This is a genomic window from Curtobacterium sp. MCBD17_035, from assembly GCF_003234815.2.
Classification (GTDB): Bacteria; Actinomycetota; Actinomycetes; order Actinomycetales; family Microbacteriaceae; genus Curtobacterium.
The window spans coordinates 2,514,134-2,539,489 of record NZ_CP126279.1; the positions used below are offsets into that span (position 1 = coordinate 2,514,134).

21 protein-coding genes and 1 tRNA gene are annotated in these 25,356 nt (G+C 72.6%); 8 read left to right on the forward strand and 14 right to left on the reverse strand.

Annotated elements, in window-relative coordinates; translation table 11 throughout:
- Positions 1-51: 51 nt before the first annotated feature.
- The 3 genes from DEI93_RS11865 to mnmA all read right to left on the reverse strand — a co-directional run bounded on the left by DEI93_RS11865 (position 52) and on the right by mnmA (position 6,599).
- Positions 52-1,458, reverse strand: coding sequence for an alpha/beta hydrolase (locus DEI93_RS11865; RefSeq protein WP_146244479.1), 1,407 nt, complete (start codon positions 1,456-1,458; stop codon positions 52-54).
- A gap of 210 nt (positions 1,459-1,668) precedes the next feature.
- Positions 1,669-4,185, reverse strand: a complete 2,517-nt coding sequence (ligA, locus tag DEI93_RS11870; protein ID WP_111120604.1) for an NAD-dependent DNA ligase LigA — start codon at positions 4,183-4,185, stop codon at positions 1,669-1,671.
- A 1,292-nt stretch (positions 4,186-5,477) separates the two neighbouring features.
- A complete protein-coding gene (gene mnmA, locus DEI93_RS11875; RefSeq protein WP_111011580.1) occupies positions 5,478-6,599 on the reverse strand; it encodes a tRNA 2-thiouridine(34) synthase MnmA in 1,122 nt (373 codons plus the stop codon).
- Between the two features lie 39 nt (positions 6,600-6,638).
- Here mnmA and DEI93_RS11880 point away from each other — a divergent pair, with 39 nt between their 5' ends.
- The 3 genes from DEI93_RS11880 (at position 6,639) to DEI93_RS11890 (ending at position 8,911) form a co-directional block, all read left to right on the forward strand.
- Complete coding sequence (locus DEI93_RS11880) at positions 6,639-7,922, forward strand: MFS transporter (RefSeq protein ID WP_111011581.1); 1,284 nt, start codon at positions 6,639-6,641, stop codon at positions 7,920-7,922.
- A 49-nt stretch (positions 7,923-7,971) separates the two neighbouring features.
- Positions 7,972-8,052: transfer RNA gene (locus tag DEI93_RS11885), tRNA-Leu, on the forward strand.
- A gap of 157 nt (positions 8,053-8,209) precedes the next feature.
- Positions 8,210-8,911, forward strand: coding sequence for a DedA family protein (locus DEI93_RS11890; protein WP_111011582.1), 702 nt, complete (start codon positions 8,210-8,212; stop codon positions 8,909-8,911).
- A gap of 144 nt (positions 8,912-9,055) precedes the next feature.
- Here the strand turns inward: DEI93_RS11890 and rdgB are convergent, their stop codons facing one another.
- From rdgB to murI, 3 genes are read right to left on the reverse strand one after another with little or no spacing between them, the layout of a single operon-like run.
- Entirely contained in the window at positions 9,056-9,727 is a 672-nt protein-coding gene (rdgB, locus tag DEI93_RS11895; protein ID WP_111120307.1) for an RdgB/HAM1 family non-canonical purine NTP pyrophosphatase, read from the reverse strand.
- Complete coding sequence (gene rph, locus DEI93_RS11900) at positions 9,724-10,473, reverse strand: ribonuclease PH (protein WP_111120306.1); 750 nt, start codon at positions 10,471-10,473, stop codon at positions 9,724-9,726. Before rph ends, rdgB begins: the two co-directional genes overlap by 4 nt.
- Positions 10,470-11,327, reverse strand: a complete 858-nt coding sequence (murI, locus tag DEI93_RS11905; protein ID WP_111010821.1) for a glutamate racemase — start codon at positions 11,325-11,327, stop codon at positions 10,470-10,472. Before murI ends, rph begins: the two co-directional genes overlap by 4 nt.
- Positions 11,328-11,571: 244 nt before the next feature.
- Between murI and DEI93_RS11910 the strand changes: the two genes are divergently transcribed.
- Entirely contained in the window at positions 11,572-12,819 is a 1,248-nt protein-coding gene (locus DEI93_RS11910) for a nicotinate phosphoribosyltransferase (RefSeq protein WP_375334772.1), read from the forward strand.
- A 12-nt stretch (positions 12,820-12,831) separates the two neighbouring features.
- Here the strand turns inward: DEI93_RS11910 and DEI93_RS11915 are convergent, their stop codons facing one another.
- The 3 genes from DEI93_RS11915 to DEI93_RS11925 are packed head-to-tail and all read right to left on the reverse strand — an operon-like array spanning position 12,832 to position 16,054.
- Positions 12,832-13,095, reverse strand: coding sequence for a DUF3039 domain-containing protein (locus DEI93_RS11915; protein WP_111010823.1), 264 nt, complete (start codon positions 13,093-13,095; stop codon positions 12,832-12,834).
- 50 nt (positions 13,096-13,145) lie between these two features.
- Entirely contained in the window at positions 13,146-14,717 is a 1,572-nt protein-coding gene (locus DEI93_RS11920; protein ID WP_111120305.1) for an ABC transporter permease, read from the reverse strand.
- Positions 14,693-16,054 carry an ABC transporter ATP-binding protein gene (locus tag DEI93_RS11925; RefSeq protein WP_349815061.1) on the reverse strand — a complete coding sequence of 454 codons (1,362 nt, stop codon included), beginning with the start codon at positions 16,052-16,054 and terminating at the stop codon, positions 14,693-14,695. The genes DEI93_RS11920 and DEI93_RS11925 overlap by 25 nt, the downstream gene beginning before the upstream one ends.
- 265 nt (positions 16,055-16,319) lie before the next feature.
- Here DEI93_RS11925 and DEI93_RS11930 point away from each other — a divergent pair, with 265 nt between their 5' ends.
- The 4 genes from DEI93_RS11930 (at position 16,320) to DEI93_RS11945 (ending at position 19,043) form a co-directional block, all read left to right on the forward strand.
- Positions 16,320-17,015 carry a phosphocholine cytidylyltransferase family protein gene (locus DEI93_RS11930; protein ID WP_111010825.1) on the forward strand — a complete coding sequence of 232 codons (696 nt, stop codon included), beginning with the start codon at positions 16,320-16,322 and terminating at the stop codon, positions 17,013-17,015.
- A 43-nt stretch (positions 17,016-17,058) separates the two neighbouring features.
- Entirely contained in the window at positions 17,059-17,877 is an 819-nt protein-coding gene (locus tag DEI93_RS11935) for an ABC transporter permease (protein ID WP_111027116.1), read from the forward strand.
- Positions 17,877-18,647 carry an ABC transporter ATP-binding protein gene (locus DEI93_RS11940; RefSeq protein ID WP_111120304.1) on the forward strand — a complete coding sequence of 257 codons (771 nt, stop codon included), beginning with the start codon at positions 17,877-17,879 and terminating at the stop codon, positions 18,645-18,647. The genes DEI93_RS11935 and DEI93_RS11940 overlap by 1 nt, the downstream gene beginning before the upstream one ends.
- Before the next feature lie 114 nt (positions 18,648-18,761).
- On the forward strand, positions 18,762-19,043 hold the full coding sequence (locus DEI93_RS11945; RefSeq protein ID WP_111120303.1) for a hypothetical protein: 282 nt from the start codon (positions 18,762-18,764) through the stop codon (positions 19,041-19,043).
- A gap of 22 nt (positions 19,044-19,065) precedes the next feature.
- Here DEI93_RS11945 and DEI93_RS11950 read toward each other — a convergent pair whose 3' ends face one another.
- The 5 genes from DEI93_RS11950 to DEI93_RS11970 all read right to left on the reverse strand — a co-directional run bounded on the left by DEI93_RS11950 (position 19,066) and on the right by DEI93_RS11970 (position 25,220).
- A complete protein-coding gene (locus DEI93_RS11950; protein ID WP_111120302.1) occupies positions 19,066-20,340 on the reverse strand; it encodes a CDP-glycerol glycerophosphotransferase family protein in 1,275 nt (424 codons plus the stop codon).
- Between the two features lie 45 nt (positions 20,341-20,385).
- Positions 20,386-21,231, reverse strand: a complete 846-nt coding sequence (locus tag DEI93_RS11955) for a glycosyltransferase family 2 protein (protein WP_258372307.1) — start codon at positions 21,229-21,231, stop codon at positions 20,386-20,388.
- 62 nt (positions 21,232-21,293) lie between these two features.
- Positions 21,294-22,187 carry a CDP-alcohol phosphatidyltransferase family protein gene (locus tag DEI93_RS11960; protein WP_111120301.1) on the reverse strand — a complete coding sequence of 298 codons (894 nt, stop codon included), beginning with the start codon at positions 22,185-22,187 and terminating at the stop codon, positions 21,294-21,296.
- 1 nt (position 22,188) lies between these two features.
- Positions 22,189-23,232: a glycosyltransferase family 2 protein gene (locus tag DEI93_RS11965; protein ID WP_111120300.1), complete on the reverse strand. Its 1,044-nt coding sequence runs from the start codon at positions 23,230-23,232 to the stop codon at positions 22,189-22,191.
- A 176-nt stretch (positions 23,233-23,408) separates the two neighbouring features.
- Positions 23,409-25,220, reverse strand: a complete 1,812-nt coding sequence (locus tag DEI93_RS11970; protein WP_258372306.1) for a S1C family serine protease — start codon at positions 25,218-25,220, stop codon at positions 23,409-23,411.
- Positions 25,221-25,356: the final 136 nt, after the last annotated feature.

Sequence of the window (25,356 nt, forward strand, 5' to 3'; positions counted from 1 at the left end):
CGGGCCGCTGCGACTCGCCCCGAATCTGCGTGGATGCTCAGGCCCAGCGGGTCAATCGCGCAGCTGGACGTCCTGCGGACGCACGAGCAGCAGGTCGGGGGACTCCGGCCCGCCACCACCACCACCACCACCACCGCCGCTCCCGCTGCCGTCCGCAGCGGTGCCAGCGACCGCACCTTCCGCGGTCAGGACGGTCCGCCCCGACGGGCCCGCGCCCGTGACGAGGTCGGAGCGGCCGACCGCGATGAGCGCGACGTCGTGGATGGATGCCGTCCCGGGCACGAGGTACTCGTTGTGGCCGTACGGGCGCCGGAACACCTCCTCGTCCTCGCGGTGATCGACCCCGCCGCGCAGGTCGAGCACGGTCGACCCGAACCCGGGGGCCGCCGGATCGGTGCCGAAGTACCCGGTTCCCGCCACCGGATCCCAGTGTGCGGCGCCGACGAACACCTGCCCCGCCGGCACGGCCAGCTCGGACGCGCGGGTGACCGCGCTGCCGGGCGACCCGAGCACGGTCAGGCTGTCGACGTGGATGCGCCCCGACGACAAGGCCAGCAGGGCGGTCGTCGACCCGTACGAGTGCGCGACGACGGACACCCGCACCGGATCCGCCGTCCTGGTCGCGTCGATGCCCTCCACCACCCGCTCGAGACGCACCGCCCCGGCCCGGGCCAGTCCCACCGACAACACGTTCGTCAGGTCCGGCGTGCGGTAGCCGAGCCACGCGACGACCGCCACACCGCCCCGGCCACCACGAGCGAGGGGTGTCAGGGTCGCCTGCTCGCGGTACAGGTCCGCGCCCGTCGCGGTCCAGTCGGCGAACTGCCCGGAGACGGTGAAGAACATCCCGGGCACCATCACCGTCACGTCCGAAGCGGTCGTGAGGTCGCCCATCGCGATCGCCGCCCGCCCGGACCCCCGAGGATCGAGGGTCAGGAGCTGCTTCGGCGGGTCCTCCGGCCCCCGTACGAGCGCGGTCCGCACCTGCTCGAGCATCCGGAGGCGGGACGCCGACCCGGAGTCCGGGGCACGCGCGGTCCGGAGGTCCTCCCCCAGCACCCGCCGGTTCGCCCGGTCACGCACCGGGTACGGGACGCCCTCGAGGTTCCCCACTGCCTGCGGGGCGGACGTGACCAACCGGTGTCGGGCCTCCCGGCCGAGTCCGGACCACCACCGCGCGACGTCACCGGCGTCCGGCGGGGCGTCGAGCAGCGTTCGCATGACCGGCCCCGCCAAGCGGGCGGCGTGCCGCAGCGTCGCGTCCGACGCCGACGACAGTCCCGACAGCAGCGCACGGCCGTGCAGGTCGTCGAGCCGCTCCGCCCGGGAGGCCCGGTGCACGCCCGTCGCGTCCGGCGCCGCCGCCTCCCGCGGGGCCGTCGCGACGACCACCTCCGCAGCTGGGCTCGACGCGGCCGCGGGCAGCGGCGTGGCCTCGATCACTCCGAGTGAGTGCACCGAGGCGGTGAGCAGTGCTGCGACGAGGAACAGCAGAGCGGTCTCCCCTGGGAAGGCCTGCCCGTCGCCGCCCTGTCGACGACGGGTGATGCAGGCACCATCCTACGGACGTCCTCGTCATCCGGTCCGGGCGACGTGTGTCGCTCTCGCTCCGGACGATCACGCGTCCGGATGATCAGGCGTCGCCGAACCGGTTTCGCCGATGCTGCGTCACTCGCTCGGGGTCGCCTCTGTCGCCGGAGCGCTCTCCTCTGTCGCCGGAGCGCTCTCCTCTGTCGCCGGAGCGCTCTCCTCCGTCGCCGGAGCGATGTCGGCCGCCGCGATGTCCTCCGGGTCGCCTGCCGTGGCGTCGTCTTGGTCGCCGTCCACAGAGCGCTCGTCCGGCTCCAGCGCCGCGGGGCCCTCACGCACGAGCACCGCGAACTGGGCCGCGTCGATGATCCGCAGTCCGAGCTGTTCCGCCTTCGTCAGCTTCGAGCCGGCGCCGGGCCCAGCAGCCACGAAGTCGGTCTTCTTGCTCACGCTCGACGCCGCCTTGCCGCCCGCGGCGATGATCGCCTCTTGGGCGCCCTCGCGCGTGAACCCCTCGAGCGAGCCCGTCGCGACCACCGTGATGCCGGACAGCACGCCGCCCTCCACCGCCGCGCCGCCGGGGCCCGGGTGGTCGGGCGTCGTGAACTGCACGCCGGCCGCCGTCCAGCGCTCGATGATCTCGCGGTGCCAGTCGACCTCGAACCACTCGAGGAGCGCGTCCGCGATGATCCCGCCGACGCCGTCCACGGCCGCGAGCTCGTCGCGCGACGCCGACCGGATGGCGTCGAGGGACCCGAAGTGTGACGCGAGCGCTCGGGCCGCGACCGGACCCACGTGGCGGATGCTCAGCCCCACGAGGATGCGCCAGAGCGGCTTCGTCTTCGCCGCGTCGATGTTCCGCAGCATCTCGAACGCGTTCTTCGACGGGTACCGCCCCGGCTCTCCCCGGTAGTCCGCTCCGCGAGCCTCCGGGTCGAACGGCGGATCGGTCTTCTTGCGCGCGCGACTGAAGGGCGTCACTCGCTTCTGCACGGCCTGGCCGGTGGCATCGGTGTCGTCCTCGAGTCGCACCATGCCCGTCTCGGCGTCGCGCACGATGACCTCGATCGGGACGATGTCCTCCATCGTCAGGTCGAACAGCCCCGCTTCGGTCACCAACGGCGGTGTCTCGGGGAACAGGGGCTGCGTCAGCGCCGCCGCCGCGACTTCGCCGAGCCCCTCGATGTCGAGCGAACCCCGCGATGCGATGTGCTCCACACGACCGCGGACCTGCGCCGGGCAGCTCCGCGCGTTCGGGCAACGGAGGTCGATGTCGCCCTCCTTCGCCGGCCGGAGCTCCGTGCCGCACTCCGGGCACCGCGTCGGCATGACGAACTCGCGTTCGGAGCCGTCGCGGAGCTCGACGACGGGCCCGAGGACCTCGGGGATGACGTCGCCGGCCTTCCGCAGCACGACGGTGTCCCCGATGAGGACGCCCTTCGCCTTGACCACCTGCTGGTTGTGCAGCGTCGCCTGCCGGACCACCGACCCGGCGACCTCGGCCGGTTCCATCGCGGCGAACGGCGTGGCACGGCCGGTGCGTCCGACACTCACGACGATGTCGAGCAGCTTCGTGTGGACCTCTTCCGGCGGGTACTTGTAGGCGGTCGCCCACCGCGGCGCGCGCGAGGTCGCCCCGAGCTCCTCGTGCAGCGCGAGGTCGTCGACCTTGACGACGATGCCGTCGATCTGGTGCTCGACGCTCGCGCGGCGCTCCCCGTAGTCCCGCACGAACCCGATGACCTCGTCGATCGTGTCGAACACGCGGTAGTGGCTGCTCGTCGGCAGACCCCAGCCGCGGAGCAGGTCGTAGACCTCGGACTGCGCCCGCACGTCGGTGTCGCGCTCGAGCTCCCGGACCGGCCAGGCGCCGATCCCGTGCACGAGCATCCGCAACCGCCGGAGGCGGTCGACCATGAGCGCCCGCTTCGCCGGGGACTTGCCCTCTTCCTTCTGACGGAGCGAACCGGCCGCTGCGTTCCGCGGGTTGGCGAACACGCGCTCGCCGGCCTCGCGCTGCCGCGCGTTGAGCTCGTCGAACTCGGCGACGGGGAAGAAGATCTCGCCTCGGACCTCCACGATCGGTGGATGTCCGGACCCCGCGAGGCGCTCGGGGATGGTGCCCATCGTCAGGACGTTGCCGGTGACGTCCTCGCCCACCACGCCGTCGCCCCGGGTCGCCGCCGTGACGAGTCGGCCGTGTTCGTACCGGAGGTTGATCGCGAGCCCGTCGATCTTCAGCTCGGTGAGGAACCGGACCCGCTCGGCACCGGCGTCACGCTCCACCTTGACGGCCCACTCGGTCAGCTCCTCCGGGCTGAAGACGTTGTCGAGGCTCAGCATGCGCTCGGCGTGCTCGACGGGCGCGAACTGCGTCGTCTCGGCCCGGCCGCCGACCGTCTGGGTGGGGCTGTCCGCCGTCAGGAGTTCGGGGAACCGCTGTTCGATCGCGTCGAGACGCCGGACCATCGCGTCGTACTCGGCGTCCGTGACGGTCGAGGCGTTCTGCTCGTAGTACGCGTCCCGGAGCTCCGCGATCCGGGTCCGGAGGCGGTCGGTCTCCTCACGCGCCTGGTGGCCGTCGAGGTCCCCGACGTCGATGGTCTCGAACGTCTCCTCGACGGCGGGTGCGGCGTCCGCGGGCTCGGTGCTCATGGTCCAGTTCTACCGGTCGCCACCGACGCGGGGACGCCCGGCGGGGCCTCGCTCCGGGCGGCGTCGAGTCCCCGGGCTGCGACGCCTGCCGCGCTCGTCGCCCCTCCGTCCGTCGGCCCCTCCACGCCGCCGACCCCGTCGACAGCTCAGGACGATCCAGCCGGGAGGCCCCGCGCCCCGCCACGCAACCGACCCTCCTGAATTCTCCGCCGCGACTGCCCCCTCCCGCCCCGTCACCCGGTCCCCACCGGCCTCCCAGCAGCCCGACGGCCCGCGCGTCAGCCAGCGCGTCCGCCCCGTCCACAACTCAGGACGACCCAGCCGGGAGGCCCCACTCGACCACGCCACACAGCTGACATTCCTGAGTTGCCAACGGGACGGGGCCCGAGGGTCCGTCGCGCCCGCCGCACCCGCGCCCCGCCCGCGCCCGCCGCACCCGCGCCCCGCCCGCACCCGCGCCCCCGCCCGCACGCGCGCGTGGCCTGGCCGCCCCGCCGCCCGCCCGCCCCGGACCGCAGGTGCCGCACCGGGCCTCCCGGCCGCTGCGGCTGCCCCGTCAGCCCCGTCGACAACTCAGGACAAGGCAACCCGGGAGGCCCCCGCACCCCGCCACGCAACTGACCCTCCTGAGTTGTCCGCCGCGACTGCCCCCTCCCGCCCCGTCACCCGGTCCCCACCGGCCTCCCAGCAGCCCGACGGCCCGCGCGTCAGCCAGCGCGTCCGCCCCGTCCACAACTCAGGACGACCCAGCCGGGAGGCCCCACTCGACCACGCCACACAGCTGACATTCCTGAGTTGCCAACGGGACAGGGCCGACGGTCCACCCGGCCCCGAGCCCGACCCCGACCGCGCCAGACCGCCGCCCGCCCGCCGGTGCCGCACCGGGCCTCCCGGCCGCTGCGGCTGCCCCGCTCGTCAGCCCCGTCGACAACTCAGGACAAGCCGGCCAGGAGGGCTCACGCGGCCCCGCCACACAACCTCGTTCCTGAATTGCCAATAGGGCTGAACAAGCCGGGCCGCGCCGACCCGCCGGTGCCGCACCGGGCCTCCCGGCCGCAGCGGCTGCCCCGCTCGTCAGCTCCGTCGACAACGCAGGACGATCCCGCCGGGAGGCCCCACCCGACGCCGCCCCACGACCAACGGTCCTGAATTCCCAACGCAGCGGCCCCGGCGGCCGGAGAGGGCCGGACGGCCCGCGCCGACTGCCGGCCGGGTACGGCCGCGCGCTCCGCGCGCTGACGGCCCCGCGGCCAGCGCCGGACCACGCCCCCGTCACGCCCAGACACGCCGCCTCAGCGGACCGCAGGCACCGCCGAGACCGTGCGGTCGATCGTGCACTGCCCGAGGACGCGCGTGCCGACGTACACGACGGCGGTCTGCCCGGGGGCGACGCCGACGATCGGCTCCGCCGGCGTGACGACGAGTTCCGTCCCACCGGTCGGCGTGGCGGCGACCCGAGCCACCGCCGGCACGGGGTCGGCGTGGGCGCGGATCTGGACCTCGCAGTCGAACGGGAGGGTCGGGTCGGCCGGGGCCGCACCGGCCCACGTGAAGCGCGCACCCGCGAGCTCCGCGATCGCCAGGGCCTCCTTCGGCCCGACCACGACGGTGTTGTCCTTCGGCCGCACCTCGAGCACGAACCGCGGCCGCCCGTCCGGTGCGGGGTGACCGATGGCGAGCCCCCGCCGCTGCCCGACGGTGTACGCGTGGGCGCCCTCGTGCGAGCCGACCACGGTGCCGTCGCGCTCGACGATGTCGCCGGTCGCCGTGCCGACGCGGTCCGCGAGCCACCCACGGGTGTCCCCGTCCGGGATGAAGCAGATGTCGTGGCTGTCGGGCTTCTGGGCGACGGTCAGGCCACGTGCTGCGGCCTCGGCCCGGACCTCGGCCTTCGACGGCGTCGCGCCGAGCGGGAACATCGCGTGCGCGAGCTGCTCCGCCGTCAGGACCCCGAGCACGTAGGACTGGTCCTTCGCCCAGGCCGCGGCACGGTGGAGTTCGCGGGAACCGTCGGCACCCGTGACGATCGAGGCGTAGTGCCCGGTGGCGACGGCATCGAACCCGAGCGCCAGGGCCTTCTCGAGCAGCGCCGCGAACTTGATCCGCTCGTTGCACCGCATGCACGGGTTCGGAGTGCGGCCAGCGGAGTACTCGGCGACGAAGTCGTCGACGACGTCCTCGGCGAACCGCTCGGAGAAGTCCCACACGTAGTACGGGATCCCGATCGCGGCTGCCGCGCGCTGGGCGTCCATCGAGTCCTCGATCGTGCAGCAGCCACGGCTGCCCGTCCGGAGCGTCCCCGGCATGCGACTCAGCGCGAGGTGGACCCCGACGACGTCGTGTCCGGCGTCGACGGCCCGGGCCGCGGCCACGGCCGAGTCGACGCCACCACTCATCGCTGCCAGCACCCTCATCCCTCAAGCGTACGTCGTCGGGCGTACCGTGGAGGGGCCATGAGCTCGCGCGACGCCACCTTCGACCTCCGCGCGGTCGCGTTGTCCGCGTTCCTGCCCGCGACGCTCTTCGCCATCGGCGAGGGCGCGATCATCCCGATCATCCCGATCGCGGCGCACTCGCTCGGGGCGACGCTCGCGTTCGCGGGGTTCGTCGCGTCGCTCATCCTGGTGGGCGAGCTCATCGGCGACGTGCCGAGCGGCTGGGTCGTGGCGGCGATCGGCGAGCGCACCGCCATGATCGGCGCGGCGCTCGTGAGCATCGTCGGCCTCCTCGTCGCGGTGTGGTCCCCGAACGCGGTCGTGCTCGCGGTCGGGGTGTTCCTGGTCGGGGTCTCCACGGCGGTGTTCGCCCTCGCGCGGCACGCGTACATGACGACCTCGGTGCCGATCGCGATCCGGGCCCGGGCGCTCTCGACCCTCGGCGGCGTGTTCCGCTTCGGGTACTTCGTCGGTCCGTTCCTGTCCGCGGGCCTGACGCACGTGACCGGCTCGACGCAGAGCGCGTTCTGGATCCACGTCGTCTGCTGTCTGGCGGCCGCGGGGGTCCTCCTCGTCGTACGCGACCCGGTCGACGGCGCACGCGGCCTCCGGATCCGGCCCCGGGCCTCCCGGCCGTCGCCCGCACGTCCCGCTGCCGCGTCCGCGGACCCGGGCGGTGAGGCCGCCCGAGAGGGCGCCGAGGGCCTGTTCGGCACGATCCGCCGACACCGCGCGGTGCTCCTGCGGCTGGGCAGCGGCGCGGGCCTCATCGGCGCGATGCGGGCGGGGCGTCAGGTGATCCTGCCGCTGTGGGCGGTGAGCGTCGGCATGGACGACTCGACCGCCGCGCTCGTGATCGGGATCGCCGGCGCGATCGACTTCGCGCTGTTCTACACGAGTGGTCAGATCATGGACCGGTTCGGCCGGCTCGCGAGCGCGCTGCCGTGCCTCGGGGGCCTGAGCCTGTGCTACTTCCTCCTGGCGTGGAGCGACCACCTCGACACCCGGGTGGTCTGGTTCGTCGGGGTCGCGATGCTGATGTCGCTCGCGAACGGCGTCGGATCGGGCATCCTCATGACCCTCGGCGCCGACCTCGCGCCGCGCACGGCGCCCGCGCCGTTCCTCGGTGCGTGGCGGTTCACGGGCGACTTCGGGAGCGCGGCAGCACCCCTCGTCATCTCGGGCGTCACGGCGGTCGCCTCCATCGCCGTCGCGAGCGGTGTGATGGGGGTGCTCGGGATCGTCGGCGTCGGCGTGCTGCTCCGGTACGTGCCGCGGTACCTCCCGCGCCCGCTGCGCTGACCGGCACCGCGGGTCCTGTCCGCACCCGCTGGCTACACTGACCGTGCCGGCGGGAGTGGTGAAACTGGCAGACACGCAGGATTTAGGTTCCTGTGCCCTAGGCGTGAGGGTTCGAGTCCCTTCTCCCGCACGGAGCCGGCACCGAGCAGACGTGGACCGGCTCATGACCGTCCCACTGGTCGAGGCCGCGGAACCGCTACCCTCGTGGTGCGGGCGCCCGCCCCGCGAGCCGCCGTGCCGCCGCTGGCTGCGCAGCCAGCCGAGCGCCCGACGACCGGAAGAGAGTCATGACGACCGTCGCACTTGCCCTGATCCCGTGGCTGGATCCGACCTACATCCTCCACCACTTCGGATCCATCGCGGTCCTCGTGCTGTGCGCGATCATCTTCGCCGAGACCGGCCTGCTCATCGGGTTCATCTTCCCCGGTGACACCCTGCTCGTGATCGCCGGACTCACGGCGTTCGACCAGCACGGGCACCTCGGCGGCCTGCCGATCTGGCTCATCGCCCTCTGCGTCGGCGCTGCCGCGTTCCTCGGTGGCGAGGTCGGGTACTTCATCGGTCGCAAGGTCGGTCCCCCGATCTTCGAGCGACGCGAGAGCGGTCTGTTCTCGAAGTCGAACGTCGACCGGACCTACGCGTTCTTCGACCGGTTCGGTGCACTCGCGGTCATCGTGGCCCGCTTCGTGCCGGTCGTCCGGACCTTCGCGCCGATCGCCGCCGGTGTCGGCCGCATGTCCTACCGCCGGTACTCGCTGTACAACGCGATCGGCGCGCTCCTCTGGGGCACCGGGGTGACGTTCCTCGGGTACGTCCTCGGCTACATCCCGCCGGTCGCGCACTTCGTGCGCAACTACATCGACGTCATCCTGCTCGCAGCGGTCGTCGTCACGGTCGTCCCGGCCGCGCTGACCTACGTGCGGAACGCGCGCAAGGCGAAGCGCGAGTCGGACGAGCACGGGACCGCGGGCGAGTCGACCGCCCGCTGACCCGGCCGGGAGGCCCTGACCCGGCCGGGAGGCCCGCTGGCGGCCCGCCAGGTCGGGCCGACCCCGCGCGCCCTTCCTCGCTCCGCCGTCCGGGAGGCCCGTCAGCAGCCCGACGGACCGGGGCCGATCCATCCGGCGCCGGTGTCAGACGCCGAAGTACTCGCGGACGATCGGCGCGATCGCACGGAACGCCTTCGACCGGTGGCTGAGGGCGTCCTTCTCCGCCGCGGACAGCTCGGCGGCCGAGACCCAGGCGTCGTCCGGTCGGAACACCGGGTCGTACCCGAAGCCGCCGGACCCCGCGGGGGCCTCGAGCACCTCGCCGTTCCACACGGCTTCCTCGACGTGCTCCCACTCGGCCGACGTCGCGGGGTCGGACGACGGCGCGACGAACGCCGCGGCGCACACGAACGCCGCGGTTCGCTGCACCACGCCGGCCATGTTCGCGAGCAGCAGTCGCAGGTTGTCCCCGTCGTCGCGGGTCCCGGCGTAGCGCGCCGAGTGGATGCCGGGCGCCCCGCCGAGGGCGTCGACGGCGATGCCCGAGTCGTCGGCCAGGGCCGGCAGTCCGGTGTGCGCCGCGCACGCCCGCGCCTTGATCAGCGCGTTCGCACCGAAGGTGTCGCCGTCCTCGACCGGCTCGGGACCGTCGTAGGCGACGAGGCGGATGCCCGCGAGTGCGTCGCCGAGGATCCGCTGCAGCTCCTGGACCTTGTGCGCGTTGTGCGTCGCGAGGACGACGACGCGGTCGCGCGCCGCCCCGGCGTCGGCGTGGACCCCGGCGGCGGCGTCGGCCCCCGCCCCGGCCCCGGTCATGCCGTCGCCGCCTCGGCGAGGACGGCACGCTGGATCGCCGCGAGCGAGGCCGTTCCGGCGAGCCCGAGGTCGAGCAGCGTGTCGAGCTCGGCCCGGTCGAACGGAGCGTGCTCGGCGGTGCCCTGCACCTCGACGAAGGTCCCGGCGCCCGTCGTGACGATGTTCATGTCGGTGTCCGCGCGCGAGTCCTCCTCGTACGCCAGGTCGAGCATCGGCACGCCGCCGACGATCCCGACGGAGATCGCGGCGACGCTGTCCGTGAGCGGCGTCGCCTTCTTGCCGACGAACCCGCGCTCGCGGCCCCAGGCGATCGCGTCGGCGAGGGCGACGTACGCGCCCGTGATGGACGCCGTCCTGGTCCCGCCGTCGGCCTGCAGGACGTCGCAGTCGAGCACGATGGTGTTCTCGCCGAGTCCCTTCATGTCGACGACGGCACGGAGCGACCGGCCGATCAGCCGCGAGATCTCGTGCGTCCGCCCGCCGACCTTGCCCTTGATCGACTCGCGCTGCATGCGCTCGTTCGTGGAGCGCGGGAGCATCGAGTACTCCGCGGTCACCCACCCGGTGCCCTTGCCCGCCATCCAGCGCGGGACGCCGTTCGTGAAGGACGCCGTGCAGAGCACTTTTGTGCCGCCGAAGGCGATGAGCGCGCTGCCCTCCGCCTGGGCGCTCCAGCCGCGCTCGATGGTCACGGGACGGTGGTCGGTGGCGGTGCGTCCGTCGATGCGGGTGCCGTCGTCGGTCATGGTGTCCTTCCGGTGGTGGCTGGGATGCGTGGCAGGTCGATCGCGCCGGTCTCGAGATGACCGACGCGGGAGACCTCCGGTCCGAGGAACCGGCGGGCGAGCCGGATGAAGCCGGCGCGGTCGGTCCCGGTGGTGTCGAACGCGTACGTCGGCGGCGTCGTCGCCGTCCGCTCGATGCCGTGCTCGACGAGTCGACGGTAGACGTCGTTCGCGGTCTCCTCGGCGCTCGAGACGAGGGTGACGTCCGGACCCATGACGTACTGGATCGCGGCGGACATGAGCGGGTAGTGGGTGCAGCCGAGCACGAGCGTGTCGACGTCGGCGGCGCGGATCGGCGCGAGGTACTGCTCGGCCACGGCGCGGAGCGCGGGCGAGGCGGTGTCCCCGGCCTCCACGAACTCGACGAACCGGGGACAGGCGGCGAGGGTCAGCGTGACGTCCGAGGCCGCCGCGAAGGCGTCCTCGTAGGACCGCGAACCGATGGTGCCGATCGTGCCGATGACGCCGATCCGGCGCGTCCTGCTCTGCTTGACCGCGGCGCGCACGGCGGGCTGGATCACCTCGACGACCGGGATCCCGTAGGCCTGCTCGTAGCGCTCCCGGGCGTCCCGGAGCACGGCGGAGCTCGCCGTGTTGCAGGCGATGACGAGCGCCTTGACCCCTTGGTCCACCAGGTCGTCCATGACCTCGAGCGCGTACCGGCGGACGTCGGCGATCCGCTTTGGGCCGTACGGCGAGTGTGCGGTGTCCCCGACGTAGCGCATCGACTCGCGCGGCAGCTGGTCGATGATCGCGCGGGCGACGGTGAGGCCGCCGACACCGCTGTCGAAGACTCCGATGGGCGCGTCCGTCACGGCCCCCAGCGTACCCGCGCGGCTCGGCCGGGAGGCCCGACACCCGTCCGGCGGTCACGCCCGCCCATCCCGCGGCCGCTCCGACGCGCGGCCGCTCCGACGGCGCGCCGGTCCGGCGCGCGGCCGCTCCGACGGCCCGCCGTTCCGGCGCGCGGCAGGTCGGCAGCACGACGGCAGCACGACGGCCCGGACTACGCTCGGGCGGGTGACCACGGCCCTCCTTACCGACCAGTACGAGCTCACGATGGTGGACGCCGCCCTCAAGGACGGCACCGCGGACCGCCGCTGCGTGTTCGAGGTGTTCGCACGGCGCCTGCCCGACGGCCGCCGGTACGGGGTGTCCGCGGGACTGGGACGGTTCCTCGCCCTGCTCGACGAGTTCCGCTTCGACGACGACGACATCGCGTTCCTCCGCGACCGACGCATCGTCGCCCCCGGCACCGCGGACTGGCTCGCGGGCTACCGGTTCCGTGGCGACGTCCGGGCGTACCGGGAAGGCGAGGTGTACTTCCCGAACTCGCCGATCCTCCAGATCGAGGGCACGTTCGCCGAGGCGGTCGTGCTCGAGACACTCGCGCTCAGCGTGCTCAACGCCGACTCGGCGGTCGCGTCCGCCGCGGCGCGCATGGTGTCGGCGGCCGACCGCCGCCCCCTCGCCGAGATGGGGTCGCGCCGGACCGGGGAACGCAGCGCGGTCGCCGCCGCCCGGGCGGCCTACGTGGCGGGGTTCGGGGCGACGAGCAACCTCGAGGCCGGCCGCGTCTTCGGCATCCCGACGATGGGCACGGCCGCACACGCCTTCACGCTCCTCCACGACTCCGAGGAGGCCGCGTTCCGGTCACAGCTCGCGGCACTCGGTGACGGCACGACCCTGCTCGTGGACACCTTCGACATCGAGCGCGCGGTCGAGACGGCGGTCCGACTGACCGACGGACACCTCGGTGCGGTCCGCATCGACAGCGGCGACCTGCCGAGCGTCGTCGCGACCGTGCGCGCGCAGCTCGACCGTCTGGGAGCGACGTCGACGAAGATCACGGTGACGAACGACCTCGACGAGTACACGATCGCCGCGCTCCGGGCAGCCCCCGTCGACTCGTACGGCGTCGGCACGAGCGTCGTGTCCGGCAGCGGTCACCCGGCGGCGGGCATGGTGTTCAAGCTCGTTGCACACGAGGACGCCTCGGGAGCGTGGGTGCCGGTCGCCAAGAAGTCCGCCGACAAGGCGACGGTCGGTGGTGCGAAGACCGCGGGGCGCCGGCTGCAGGACGGTGTCGCGGTCGCCGAGGTCCTGCGCGTGGGCGGTGCTCCCGCGGACGACGAACGGCCCCTGCTCGTGCCGGTCGTGACGCACGGCGAGGTCGACGACGCGTTCCTCGGCGTGCACGGGGTCGATGCTGCGCGCCGGCATCACCGCCGGGCGAAGGCCGAGCTCCCGGCGGACGCCGAACGGATCGGTCGCGGCGAACCGGCCGTCCCCACGCTGTACGCGTGAGGACGGGACGGGCTACTCGTCGCGCATGCGCTCGTAGATCTCCTTGCAGGTGGGGCAGACCGGGAACTTCTCCGGGTCACGTCCTGGCGTCCATTTCTTGCCGCACAGCGCCTTGACGGGCTTGCCCGTCATCGCGGACTCGAGGATCTTCTCCTTCTTCACGTAGTGCGAGAAGCGCTCGTGGTCCCCGGGCTCGACGCCCTCGTCCTCGAGGAGCTGCTCGAGCTCGCGGTCCATCACGTCGAGGCCGCCACCACCCGGTTCCATCGTGCTCATGGACCCAGGGTACGTCGCCGTCCGGTGGACCGGATGTGCGCTCCGCCCGATCAGTTCCGCTGCGCCGCAGCGAGGATGTCCGGCCCGGAGCGGTCGAAGAGCCGGCCGCCGACGAACACGCCGATCACGAGCACCACGACCCCGATGGCGATGCCCGAGCCGAGCGTCGCGAGCGCCCAGGGGTGCGGACCGTCACGGAACGCGCGCACGGCGAACCATCCGGCGGGCAGGGTCAGCAGCACGGTCACGACGATCGTCGCGGACTGCGCGGTGACGGCGAGCGCGCCCGTGGCCTGCGGCTGCCGGAACGGGTGGTCGCCCGGTCGGACCGCCGGGTACGGCAGGAGCGCGGACGCGATGCTCGACAGCCCGAGGCCCGTGAGCAGTGCGCACCCGGCCACGCCGAGCACCACCGGCAGCAGCGACGGGTCGCCGTAGAGCCAGACGGACACCACCGCGCCGATCACCAGGGCGGGTACGCCGACGACGAGCACGGGCACGAGCCGACCGAGCCGGTCGCTCCACCCCGGTGCCCCCGACGCGACGTGGAGCCACACCGCGGTGTTGTCGTACGAGGCGTCGTTGTGGGGCAGGAACCCGGCGATGAGCGCCATGATCGGCAGCGGCACGAGCGCGGTCCAGTGCCACGGCATGCCCGCGACGCCGAGCGGCAGCACCACGATGGGCACGAACAGGAGCACGAGGTACGACGACCGGTAGCGCGGGTCGCGGCTCCAGTAGGTCAAGCTCCGCGCGGCCACGGCGCCGACCGGGTGCGCCGGGAGCTGGTCGAACCAGCCGAGCGTCCGGTACCGCCGAGTGCGACGACCCGCGTCGACGTGTTCCAGCAGCGTGCCGACGAGTGCCCACCACGCCCACCCGAGCACGCCGACGACGGCGAGGGCGACGACGAGCTGCCCCACGGCGGCCCCCACGTGCCCGCCCGCGGCGGCCGCGGGGAACGACCACGCCGCACCCCACGGGGTCCAACCGGCGGCCCGTGCCGCGTGCCGGACGCTCGCCGACACGGGGTCGTGTCGGGCCGCCATGACCACGAGCGAGAGCGCCGGCAGGCCGAGGACCACCACCACGAGTGCGACGAGCCAGCCGGCGTCGCGGGTGCGGTGCGCGGCGAACAACCAGGCGCCGAGCGTCGCCGTCACCCGTGCGAGGAGCGCGCAGGTGAGCACGACGAGGACCGCGGACAGCAGCGCGAGCAGTGTCGTGCCGACGCCCCGGCTCCAGGCGACCACCTGCGCCACGGCGACGACGGCCACGGCCACGGTCGGCACCCCGACGAGTCCGGCGACGCCGAGCCCGAGGGTGAGGTCACGACGGCCGATACCGAACGTGGCGAAGCGCCGTGGGTCGAGCTGGTCCCCCTCCCCGAGCGCGAACGGGACGAGCGTGAAGCCGAGCGCCACGAGTGCGCCGACCGGCACGACGAGGGCCGCAGCCGTGGACGCGGTGTCATCGCGGACCCCGGCCACGGCGGCGGCGGCGCATGCGGCTGCGACGAACGCGGCCAGCGCGGCGACCACGACGAGGACGGAGCGGGACGCGGACCGGCGGAGCGCGCCGCCCAGCGAGTCGAGTCTCAGTCGGAGGAGTTGTGCAACCATTCCATGCTCTCTCCGACGACCCGGCCACCGGCGAGTTCGACGAACTTGTCCTCGAGGCTCTTGCGCCCGCGGACCTGGGCCATCGTGCCCGACGCGAGCACCTGCCCACCGACGATGATCGCGACCGAGTCGCACGTGCGCTGCACCAGTTCCATGGAGTGGCTCGACAGCACCACGGTGCCACCGCCCGCGGCGTACCGGCGCAGGATGTCGGTGATCGTGACGGCACTGACCGGGTCGACCGACTCGAACGGCTCGTCGAGCACGAGGAGCCGCGGCGAGTGGATCAGTGTCGCGGCGAGGGCGATCTTCTTCGCCATGCCGACGGAGTAGTCCGCGACCTGCCGACCGAGGGCCTCGCCGAGGTCGAACGCCTGCGCCAGGTCCGCGCTCCGCGAGCGTGCCGTGGCCCGGTCGAGGCCGTGCAGCGTCGCCGAGTAGAAGAGCAGCTGTGCGCCCGTCAGGCGGTCGAACAGGCGGAGTCGGTCCGGGAGCACCCCCATCGCGCGCTTGGCCGCGGTCGGGTCGGACCAGACGTCGTGGTCGAGGACGGTCACGCTGCCCGCGTCGGGGCGGAGGAGCCCGGTCAGCATCGAGAGCGTGGTCGTCTTGCCGGCACCGTTCGGACCGACGACGCCGAACACCGAGCCCTTGCGGATCTCCAGGTCGATGTGGTCGGCGGCGACCGTCTGGCCGTACCGCTTGACGAGTCCGGAGGCCGCCAGGACGACCGGTTGCTGCGGCCGGGGCGAGGTGCGCTTCGTCACGGGTCGGGCGGCCCGCTTCTTGCCGGTCCGGGCGGTGCCGGGCGCGGCGGCCGTGGTGCGTTGTCCCCGGGCGTCCCGGGGGGCGTCGTCCTGCTCGGCCGGAACCGCGGGCGCCGTGGCCCCGACGGGCGGAGCGTCCGTGGACGTCACGACCGCATCGTCGTCACCGACAGCGGGAGGCAGGCCACCGACGTCCTCGAGCGGGAACTCCGACAGGTCCGCCGTCGCGTCCATGGTCGCGTAGGGCGAGGACTCGTCCGCAGCGGGGCCGGCGGCCGCGGCCGCCTCCTCGGCGCCACGGGCACCGCGGGCAGCGCCGGCGCGACCGCGCGGTGCACCCGGACGTGCAGCGCCGGAACGACCGGCACCCGTCCGCGGTGCCGCCGGTCGCTTGACCCGGGGCTTCGGCGTCGTGCTCTTCGGGACGGCGGCGGGCAGCGCGCCGCCCTCGCCGTCGGTCCGCTCGCCGTCGGTCACGTCGTCCCCCGTACCGCGCCGTTCGTCGACGCCATCCATGTTCCGGGTGGCAGCACCGACGGCGTCGTCCGCATCGTCGGTCACAGCTCCCACCGCCCCACCGTACCAACGCCAGGGATGACGCGAGCCCGGCTCCGCACGATCACGAATCGGACACGAAATGCGCGGTGCCCGGCCGCTCCGCGCACGAGGGCGCCTAGGATTCACCGAGACACAACGGTGTGTTCACGAATCAGCAACCTGCCGCGCTCGTCCGTCCCCGGGGTACCGATGTTCTCGGGCATCTCAGAGACGTCTCGGGCAGGATCGATCAGCCCGACCGCGCAACGGCGCCCGGGCGGACCCCGAGGAGACCAGCATGACCACGCAGATCGTGATCCTCGCCGCGGGCATGGGCAGCCGGCTCGGTCGCTCGCTCCCGAAGCCCCTCACCGAGCTGGCGGACGGCCGGACCATCATGCAGCAGCAGTTCGACAACATCCGCGCCGCGTTCGGGTCCTCCGCACGCGTCACGATCGTCGTCGGCTACAAGTCGGAGTACATCGTCGAGGCCTTCCCCGAGGCCTCCTTCGTCTACAACGAGTCCTACGACTCCACGAACACCTCGAAGAGCCTCCTCCGTGCGCTCGGCGCGTCCGGCAAGGGCGGAGTCCTCTGGATGAACGGCGACGTCGTGTTCGACCCGCGTGCGCTCGTGCGCGCTGCGGACATGATGGACCAGGACCGCTCGTTCGTCAGCGTCAACACCGAGAAGGTCTCGGACGAAGAGGTCAAGTACACCGTCGACGCCGAGGGCTTCATCGACAAGCTCTCGAAGCGGGTCGTCGGTGGGCTCGGTGAGGCCGTCGGCATCAACTACGTCTCCTCGTCCGACAAGCAGGCGCTCATCCGTCAGCTCGGTCGCGTCGACGACCAGGAGTACTTCGAGGGCGGCATCGAGGCAGCCATCGCCGAGGACGGGCTACGCTGGTCGCCCGTAGACATCTCCGACCTCTACGCGGTCGAGATCGACTTCGCCGAGGACCTCGAGCGCGCGAACGACCTGTTCGTCTGATCCGTTCCGTCCGGGTCGCCTCGGCTCGATGCCGAGGGAACGCATGACCACGACGAGTGCGCCGGTGACCACGCCGACCGCCCCGGCGGCCTCACGGACCGCGAGCACCCGGTACCGTCACGCACTCTGGCTCCTGACGATGCGGGACCTCCGGGTCCGGTACTCGACCTCCGCGCTCGGGTACCTGTGGTCGATCCTCGATCCGCTCGTCATGTCGGGCATCTACTGGTTCGTCTTCACGCGGGTGTTCCACCGCGACGTCGGCGAGGAACCGTACATCGTGTTCCTGCTCACGGCCCTGCTGCCGTGGATGTGGTTCACCGGCGCGGTCTCCGACTCCACGCGGGCGTTCATCAAGGAGACCAAGCTCATCCGCTCGACGACGATCCCGCGGAGCATCTGGGTGGCGCGGGTCGATCTGTCGAAGGGCATCGAGTTCCTCTTCAGCATCCCGGTCCTCGCGCTGTTCGCCGTGGTCTCCGGAGCGCCCGTGCACTGGCAGATCGTCTGGTTCCCCGTCGCGATCGTCGAGCAGCTCGTGCTCGTCTACGGCATCGGCATGATCGTCGCCCCCCTCGTCGTGTTCTTCCGGGACCTCGAGCGCGCGACGAAGCTCGTCCTCCGCTTCGCCTTCTACGCGTCGCCGATCATCTACTCGCCCCTCAACCTGCCGAAGGCCCTGCACGGCTGGTCGTCGTTCAACCCGCTGACGGGCATCTTCAGCATGTACCGGTCGGGGTTCTTCCCCAACCAGTTCAACGAGCGGGCGATCGTGGTCGGCGCGGTCGTCACCCTCGTCGTGCTCGGCGTCGGCCTGCTCGTGTTCCGCGCGAGTGAGCGCCGCGTCCTGAAGGAGCTCTGATGACCGCACCCGTCGCCACCGTCGACGTCCGCACGACCCCGGTGATCGCGGTCGAGGAAGCGGGCATCCGGTTCCGTCGCAACCGCCGCTCGCACCGGAGCTTCAAGGACCTCTTCGCGGGGCGGAACCGACGACGACGCCCCGACGAGTTCTGGGCCCTCCGACACGTCTCGTTCACGGTGCAGCCGGGCGAGTCGATCGGCGTGGTCGGGCGCAACGGCCAGGGCAAGTCGACGCTGCTCAAGCTCGTGGCGCAGGTGATGCTGCCCGACGAGGGCCGGGTCCACGTCGGCGCCGGGGTCGCGCCGCTCATCGAGATCACCGGTGGCTTCGTCGGCGACCTGACCGTGCGCGACAACGTCTTCCTCACCGCCGGCCTCCACGGCATGTCGAAGGCCGAGATCCAGGCGGCCTTCGACGACATCATCGCCTTCGCCGAGATCGGTGACTTCGTCGACACCCCCTACAAGCACCTGTCGAGCGGGATGAAGGTCCGGATCGCGTTCGCGGTGATCGCACGCCTCGAGGAGCCGATCATCCTGGTCGACGAGGTCCTCGCCGTCGGCGACAGGGCGTTCCGCGAGAAGTGCTACCGCCGCATCGACGAGATGCTCGCCGGTGGTCGCACGCTGTTCTTCGTGTCCCACAACGACAAGGACCTGCGCCGCTTCTGCACGCGCGGCCTCTACCTGGACAAGGGAGCACTCGTGCTCGACGGCACGATCGACGAGGCGCTCGACCGCTACGCGGCGGACAGCGCCGGCGCCTGACCCGCGCTCGCTCCCGCTCCACAACCGGAGCCGCACCGCCCCGCTCCACAACCCCCGTCGGCCCATGGGTCCGCCCGGCCCCCACCGTCGGCCGCTCCCCCTAGCGTCGGCCCCATGCTCCACACCGAGACCGCGTACCCCGTCCCCTTCCAGCTCGAACGATCCGACAGCCCGCACCGCTACGACCTCCGGAACCGGAGCGACGAACCACTCGACGACCTCACCCTCACGCATCTCGGCACCGGGTACGCTCCCCCGCTCCGCATCCGCCGGCTCGATCCCGGTCAGGCACTCGGCATCGCCGTGTTCGGTGGGGCGTCGGAGGACGCCGGCGTGGTCGTCGTCCGGTGGCGCCGGCCCGACCGGCAGGAGTACCTCTGGCGGGTCGCCCTGTGAGGGCGCCCGGGCCGGAGCGCAGTCAGGCGGTCGGCGCCGGCGCGGTGGGCGTGTCACCGCGCGCGTCATCGGCACCACGTTCGCGCGCGACCTCGTGCCAGCGGGCGAGCAACCGCTCGACCGCGGCGTGGAACCGCGCCGTCGCCGCTCCGGGCGTCGTGTCCCCGAAGTACCGGCCAACCCAGTACCGGAGCCGCTCGGTCTGCGAGGCGTCGTGCAGCGCCGCGTCGACCCGGTCGAGCACGGCGGGGGCGTCCTCGGCGTGGAGCCAGTCCGCAGCCGTCAGGTAGCCGCCCTCGTCGACCTCGGCGTCCGGATGGACGGGCCGCGTCACGATCAACGGGCGCCCGACGGCGAGCCGGTCGTAGATCATCGCGCTGATGTCCGTGATCGCGACGTCGGCGTCGGCGAGCTGCCACCCGAGCACCGGACCGTCGTCGTACACGTGGTGAGCGGCCGGATCAGCGGCGTTCGCGGCGGTGATGGCGGCGACGATGCGCTGGTGGGCCTCCCGGTAGTCGGCGTCGCGGACGCCGCTGCGGGGGTGTGGCCGGTAGACCAGCCGGTGCTGGGGCGACGCGAGCACGCGCTCGGTGAGCTCGACGCCGTGCGTGGCGATGGAGCCGTACGCGGCTGCCGGCCGGTCGCCCTCCCACGTCGGCGCGTAGAGCACCACGGTGCGACCGTCGGACGGGTACGGCACCGCGCCGGCGAAGTGATCGGCCTGCGGACGTCCGATGGCGATCGTCCGGCGATCGAGGTCGTAGTCCCACAGCGCCTTCGACAGCCGGTCGCGCGCGGCGTCCCCGGCGATCAGGGCGTAGTCGTACGCCTTGAACTGGTTCGTCGTCATGTACATCTTGTCGCTCTCGCCGTGGTTGACGAAGACGTGCCACATGCGCCCGTACCGCATCATCTGGAAGTTCCGGGCGTTCTGGTTGACGTACAGGACGATGCGCGGGCGCTGTTCGTCCACGAACCGCTCGAGGTCGACCACTTGCCGCGCGTACACGACCGGCACGGGCGCCTCCTCGAGCAGACTCAGCATGGTGCCGGGCGACCGCGCGATGATCGCCACCGGGTGCTCCTTGGCGAGCTTGGCCAGCGGCGCGTACCACTGCCGGATCTGGTACATGTTCACAGGTCCGTCGGCGAAGTACACGGCGACCTCGATCGAGCGGGGATCCGGGACGTCGACGGACGGGAGCCGTCGGTCGAGTTCGCGGCGGTTGCGGCGCGAGCGCACGAGGCGGGTGACCAGCCGGCGCGCGGTGCGGACGTCACGGAGGATCGGCAACGGTCCCTCCTTCCGGCCGTCCTGGGACGACCACTTCGATCTGGGCTAGACGACGGGCGGCCGACCGGCGGCGGTCATGCGCGCGATGGTGATGAGGCCGAGCGGTCGGCGGGGGCCGCAGTCGGTGGACCAGCCCTCGCGGAGACCGGCGAACCACACGAGCAGTCGTCGCGGGTGTCGACGCCACCGGATCAGCTGGACGAGGGCCCAGCTCGCCACGTACACCGGCTGCAGCACCGCCGGCAGGTTCCGGCGGGCGAGCCACACCCGGTTCCGGGCGTTGAGCCGGTAGTACTCGCGGTGCCGAGCCGGGTCGATCGCGGGGTGGTTCGCGACGAGGTCCCCCGCGTACCAGGCACGCCGACCGACGCCCCAGACGCGCCAGGCGAGCTCGATGCCCTCGTGCGCGTAGAAGTACACGTCCCCCCAGCCGCCCGTGGCGCGGAACACCTCGAACGGCAACATCGTCACGCCCTCCCACACGCTGAACACCGGACCGGACCGCTGCGGGTCGCCCTTGCGGATCCGGGGCACCCAGCGGCGGGGGTTGGACGCCCCGCTCGGGTCGACGACCCGCGGCTGGATGAGTCCGAGCGTCGGATCTCCCTCGAAGGCACGCACGGCGTCCGCGAGGAACGACGGGGACGGGATCGCGGCGTCGTCGTCGAGGAAGAACACGTAGTCGCCCTCCACGACGGCTGCTCCGGCGTTCCGGCCCGCGGGGATCCCGACGTTCTCGGCGAGCGCGAGCGGTCGGACGCCCTCGGGCAGGCCGGTGGGGGTCCAGCCGTTGCCGACACACACGACGTCGAGCTCGACGCGCTCCTGTGCGAGCACGGACTCGAGCCCGCGCCGGAGGTCGTCCGGACGCGTGCCCTGTGTGAGGCTCACCACCGCGACCCGTGGACGGTCACGATGCGGCACCGCTCGGCGGCGCAGGGTCCCGGGCCCGGTCACGCCCGCACCCGCTTCGAGGCGATGATCGCGAGGAAGTGCCCGGCGAGCGCCAGGACCGACAGCGGCAGGAGCGCCCCGACGAGGATCCGGTCCGCCAGCGGGTGCCCCATGACGAGCCCGAGGAGCGCGAACACGAACGCGAGGATGGTGAGCTCGACGGAGTGGTACAGCCGGTGGAACGGCAGGAACCGCGCGACCTGGCGGAGGGACGCGAGGCGACGGCCGCTCGGCACGGTCGTGTGGTCACGGCGGTCGACCAGTCGATCCAGCCCCGCGTTCGCCCGCGCCACGTGCACCATGTCGTTGAGCGCCTTGTTGAGCACGATCACGAGCGCCAGTGCGAACCCGATCGTCGTCCACGCGTAGTCGCCGCCGTGCACGGGCCAGGTCGCGGCTCGGACGCCGAGCGCAGCCGGGATCAGGCCCTCAGTCGTGTAGTGCCCGACCTTGTCGAGGAACACCCCCGCGGGCGACCGGGTCCCCCGCCACCGGGCGACCTCACCGTCGGAGCAGTCGACGAGCATCTGGAGTTGTCCGAGCACGAGCGCGAGCGCGGCCCCGAGGAGTCCGGGCACGAGCAACGCGGCCGCCGTGCTCCAGCCGACGAGGATCATGACGCCCGTCACCTGGTTCGCGCTGATCCGGGTGCGCAGCAGGAACCAGGTCAGGTACGGGGAGACGTCGCGCAGGTACAGCGACGCCGTCCAGTGTTCCGCATTCGCACGTGAGCGGACCTCGTCGGGCTGCGTCACCGTGCGGAGCTCGGCGATGGACCGCGGCCGGTCGTACGCGTGCTCGACGTGGTCGCCGAAGGGGCGGTCCTGGGGCAGCGACTCGTCGTCCGCTCCCGACTCGCCCGGGACGTGCTCGGGGATCTGGTCGTCGGTCATGTCACCTCCCGGTGTGGGTCGTGAGTTCGGAGGTGCGGGCGAGGAACCCGAGGACGAACCCGATCCCCCACCCGATGTGGATGCACGGCAGCACGACGACGAGCCACGCCCGCGTCACCGGGTCACTGCGGCGTGCGACGACCGATGCACCGACCACCACGAACGCCAGGTACGCGCCCGGGACGACGAACCCGAGCATCGCCCAGGAGAGGGCCGACCGGAGGATCGCCCCGACGACGCCGACGATGCCGGCGATGACACCGCCGGACACCGCCACGACCATGACCGGGGGGACGAAGTACCGCAGACCGTTGCCCGTCGGGAAGCGCCGTGCGAGCTCGCCGCGCCACAGACCGGTCGCCACGAACTGCCGCACGAGGCGACGCAGGCTCGGCCGGGGCCGGTACGTCACCACGAGTTCGGGGGTGAACCACACCGTCCCGCCCGTCATCCGCAGACGACGGTTCAGCTCCCAGTCCTGGCCGCGCTTGATGCCCTCGTCGAACAGACCGACCTCGACGAGCCGCTCGCGTCGGAACACGCCGAGGTACGCGGTCTCGGCCGGACCGGCCTGACCGCCCACGTGGTGCGGGGTGCCACCGAGCCCGACCCGGCTGCCGTACGCGAGCGCGACCGCGCGCTCGAACGGGGTGCGTCCCTCGGCCCGCATGATGCCGCCGACGTTGTCGGCGCCGGACTCGAGCAGCACGCGGACCGCGACCCGCGTGTACTCCGGCGGCAGCACCGAGTGGGCGTCGACGCGGACGACGACCGGGTGCACCGAATGCCGGATGGCGACGTTGAGCCCCGCGGGCGTGGAGCCGGCCGGGTTCGGGACGGCGCGGATGCGGGGATCGGCGCGGCTCATCTCCTCGACCAGCTCGTTGGTGCCGTCGATGGAGGGGCCGAGCGCCAGGATGATCTCGATCGGTCCGTCGTAGTCCTGGTCGAGCAGGCTCCCGACCGCCGCACGGACCTCGGTGACCTCGTTGAGGACCGGCATCACGTACGAGACCCCCGGCAGGGGCTGGCCGTCTGGCTGCATTCGATCAGTACCTCGTGGTCCTCGCGGAACGGAGCCGTGGCCCATCGGGGACCGCCCCGTAGAGCGTGCACGAGCCTAGCAGCGCCGTCGACCGCGCCCCTGCGCCCGGCCGGGATGGCGGGAGGCCCGGCCCACCTCGTCGAGGTGGGCCGGGCCTCCCGGTCGGCCGCCCGGCGTCAGCTGGCCTTGTAGGTGCCCAGCGTGACGTCGGCGGTGTGGCTCTGCCCGTTCCGGACGTACGTGACCGTGGTCTTCGCACCGCCCGCGAGGTACCGCACCTGTGCGGTGAGGTCGGTACCGTCGGTGACCTGGACGCCACCGAGCGCCGTCACGACGTCGCCCTTCTGCAGCCCGGCCGACGCCGCGGCGCCACCGCTCGTCACCGACTTGATGACCGCGCCCACCTGCGTGGCGCTCGTGTCGTCGGTCGCGTCGCCGACCGTGGCGCCGAGGAGACCGTGGCTGGCGGAACCGCTGTCGATGATCTCGCCCGCGACGCGCTTGGCGAGGTTCGCCGGGATGGCGAAGCCGACGCCGATGCTGCCCGACTGGGAGTCGGACGACGACGAGGAGCTGCCCGCGCTCGCGATCGCGACGTTGATCCCGATGAGACGCCCCTTGGAGTCGAGCAGCGCACCACCCGAGTTGCCCGGGTTGATCGCCGCGTCGGTCTGGATCACGGGCAGCGACACGACGTCCGACGTGGACGCGCTGCCGTTGTCGCCGTTGCCCCAGAAGTCGTACGGGCCCTGGCCGTTGTTGCCGCCGCCGTCGTTCGAGTCACCGGAACCGCTGCTCGGCGCGCTCGACGTGACCTGGATGCTCCGGTTCAGGGTCGAGACGATGCCGTCGGTGACGGTGTTCGACAGCCCGAGCGGCGCGCCGATCGCCACGGCGGTGTCGCCGACGTTGAGCTTCTCCGAGTTGGCGAAGTCCATCGGGGTCAGGCCGCTCGCGTCGATCTTGACGACCGCCAGGTCGACCGTGGGGTCGGTGCCGACGAGCGTGCCCTTGTAGATCTTGCCGTCCGAGGTCGTGACCTGGATCGTGCCCTTCGAGCTGTCACCGTCGAGCGTCACCACGTGGGTGTTCGTGACGATGTAGCCGTCCTTGTCGAGCACGACGCCGGATCCGGTGCCGGCCTCGCCGCCCGCGGTCACGTTGATGGTGACGACCGAGGGCGTGGCCTTCGCCGCGACCGCGGTGACCACGGTCGCGGAGTTGTAGTCGTTCACCGTGAGGTGCCCGTTCGAGGTGGTGCCCGACGAGGTCGTCGTGGTCGTCCCGCCGTCGTGGTCGGCCACCGCCCACACGGTGGCCCCGCCCAGCCCGCCGATGATCGCGCCGATGACGAGCATCCCGATGAGCGGCAACGCGCCACGACGTCGGGCGTCGCGCGGCTGACCGCTGTCGCCGCCCTCGAAGTACGTCCCGTTCCGCCGGTCGGCGCCGTCCACGTCGCCGAACGCGCTCGTCGGCGCCTGCGAGGAACCCGGAGCGGTGGTCTGGTGCGCACCCGGTCCGTAGCCGATCGGGTGTCCGTACTGGTCGGTCGCTCCTTGGCCGCCGGCGGACGGAACGCCGTACGCCGAGCCGCCGTGCGACTGCCCGTAGGGCGACTGCTGGCCGTACTGGCCGCCCTCCTGGTGGCCCTGACCGTACTGACCGTACTGGCCGCTGTCCTGGCCCTGCTGGCCGTACTGCCCCTGCTGGCCGTACTGCCCCTGACCGTACTGCCCCTGCTGGCCGTACTGCCCCTGGCCGCCGTACTGCCCGGAGTGGCCCTGATCGCCGTAGCGACCCTGCTCGCCCGAGGGGCCCTGGCCGCCCGCGTCGCGGGGGTAGGGGGCCGTGAAGCGATCGGTCTGCTGCGCGTCCTGCGCGCGACCGTCGGAGCCGTACCCCGGCAGTCGCTCGCCGTACCGCGGCTGGTCCGCGTCCCCCGTGTCGGCCCCGGTCGTGCGGGCCTCGTCGTCGTCGGCCGTCATCGGCGTGCTCCAGTTCTCATCGCGGTCGGCTCGTCGGCGCCCCGCTCCATGGCGGCCGCTCGACGGTCGTCGTTCCCGGTCGGGGTGGTGTCGGTCATGCTCGGCGTGCTCCCTTCCAGCGCAGAGCAGTCTCGCC

What these genes read in the sequence shown, in the direction of transcription:
- DEI93_RS11935 (WP_111027116.1), top strand. Translation starts at nt 17,059, where the DNA reads ATGACCACGACGAGTGCGCCGGTGACCACGCCGACCGCCCCGGCGGCC.
- DEI93_RS11920 (WP_111120305.1), bottom strand. Translation starts at nt 14,717, where the DNA reads ATGGTTGCACAACTCCTCCGACTGAGACTCGACTCGCTGGGCGGCGCG.
- ligA (WP_111120604.1), bottom strand. Translation starts at nt 4,185, where the DNA reads ATGAGCACCGAGCCCGCGGACGCCGCACCCGCCGTCGAGGAGACGTTC.
- DEI93_RS11890 (WP_111011582.1), top strand. Translation starts at nt 8,210, where the DNA reads ATGACGACCGTCGCACTTGCCCTGATCCCGTGGCTGGATCCGACCTAC.
- DEI93_RS11945 (WP_111120303.1), top strand. Translation starts at nt 18,762, where the DNA reads ATGCTCCACACCGAGACCGCGTACCCCGTCCCCTTCCAGCTCGAACGA.
- DEI93_RS11915 (WP_111010823.1), bottom strand. Translation starts at nt 13,095, where the DNA reads ATGAGCACGATGGAACCGGGTGGTGGCGGCCTCGACGTGATGGACCGC.
- DEI93_RS11930 (WP_111010825.1), top strand. Translation starts at nt 16,320, where the DNA reads ATGACCACGCAGATCGTGATCCTCGCCGCGGGCATGGGCAGCCGGCTC.
- DEI93_RS11880 (WP_111011581.1), top strand. Translation starts at nt 6,639, where the DNA reads ATGAGCTCGCGCGACGCCACCTTCGACCTCCGCGCGGTCGCGTTGTCC.
- DEI93_RS11965 (WP_111120300.1), bottom strand. Translation starts at nt 23,232, where the DNA reads ATGCAGCCAGACGGCCAGCCCCTGCCGGGGGTCTCGTACGTGATGCCG.
- DEI93_RS11910 (WP_375334772.1), top strand. Translation starts at nt 11,572, where the DNA reads ATGGTGGACGCCGCCCTCAAGGACGGCACCGCGGACCGCCGCTGCGTG.
- DEI93_RS11940 (WP_111120304.1), top strand. Translation starts at nt 17,877, where the DNA reads ATGACCGCACCCGTCGCCACCGTCGACGTCCGCACGACCCCGGTGATC.
- rdgB (WP_111120307.1), bottom strand. Translation starts at nt 9,727, where the DNA reads ATGACCGGGGCCGGGGCGGGGGCCGACGCCGCCGCCGGGGTCCACGCC.
- rph (WP_111120306.1), bottom strand. Translation starts at nt 10,473, where the DNA reads ATGACCGACGACGGCACCCGCATCGACGGACGCACCGCCACCGACCAC.
- mnmA (WP_111011580.1), bottom strand. Translation starts at nt 6,599, where the DNA reads ATGAGGGTGCTGGCAGCGATGAGTGGTGGCGTCGACTCGGCCGTGGCC.
- DEI93_RS11960 (WP_111120301.1), bottom strand. Translation starts at nt 22,187, where the DNA reads ATGACCGACGACCAGATCCCCGAGCACGTCCCGGGCGAGTCGGGAGCG.
- DEI93_RS11970 (WP_258372306.1), bottom strand. Translation starts at nt 25,220, where the DNA reads ATGACGGCCGACGACGACGAGGCCCGCACGACCGGGGCCGACACGGGG.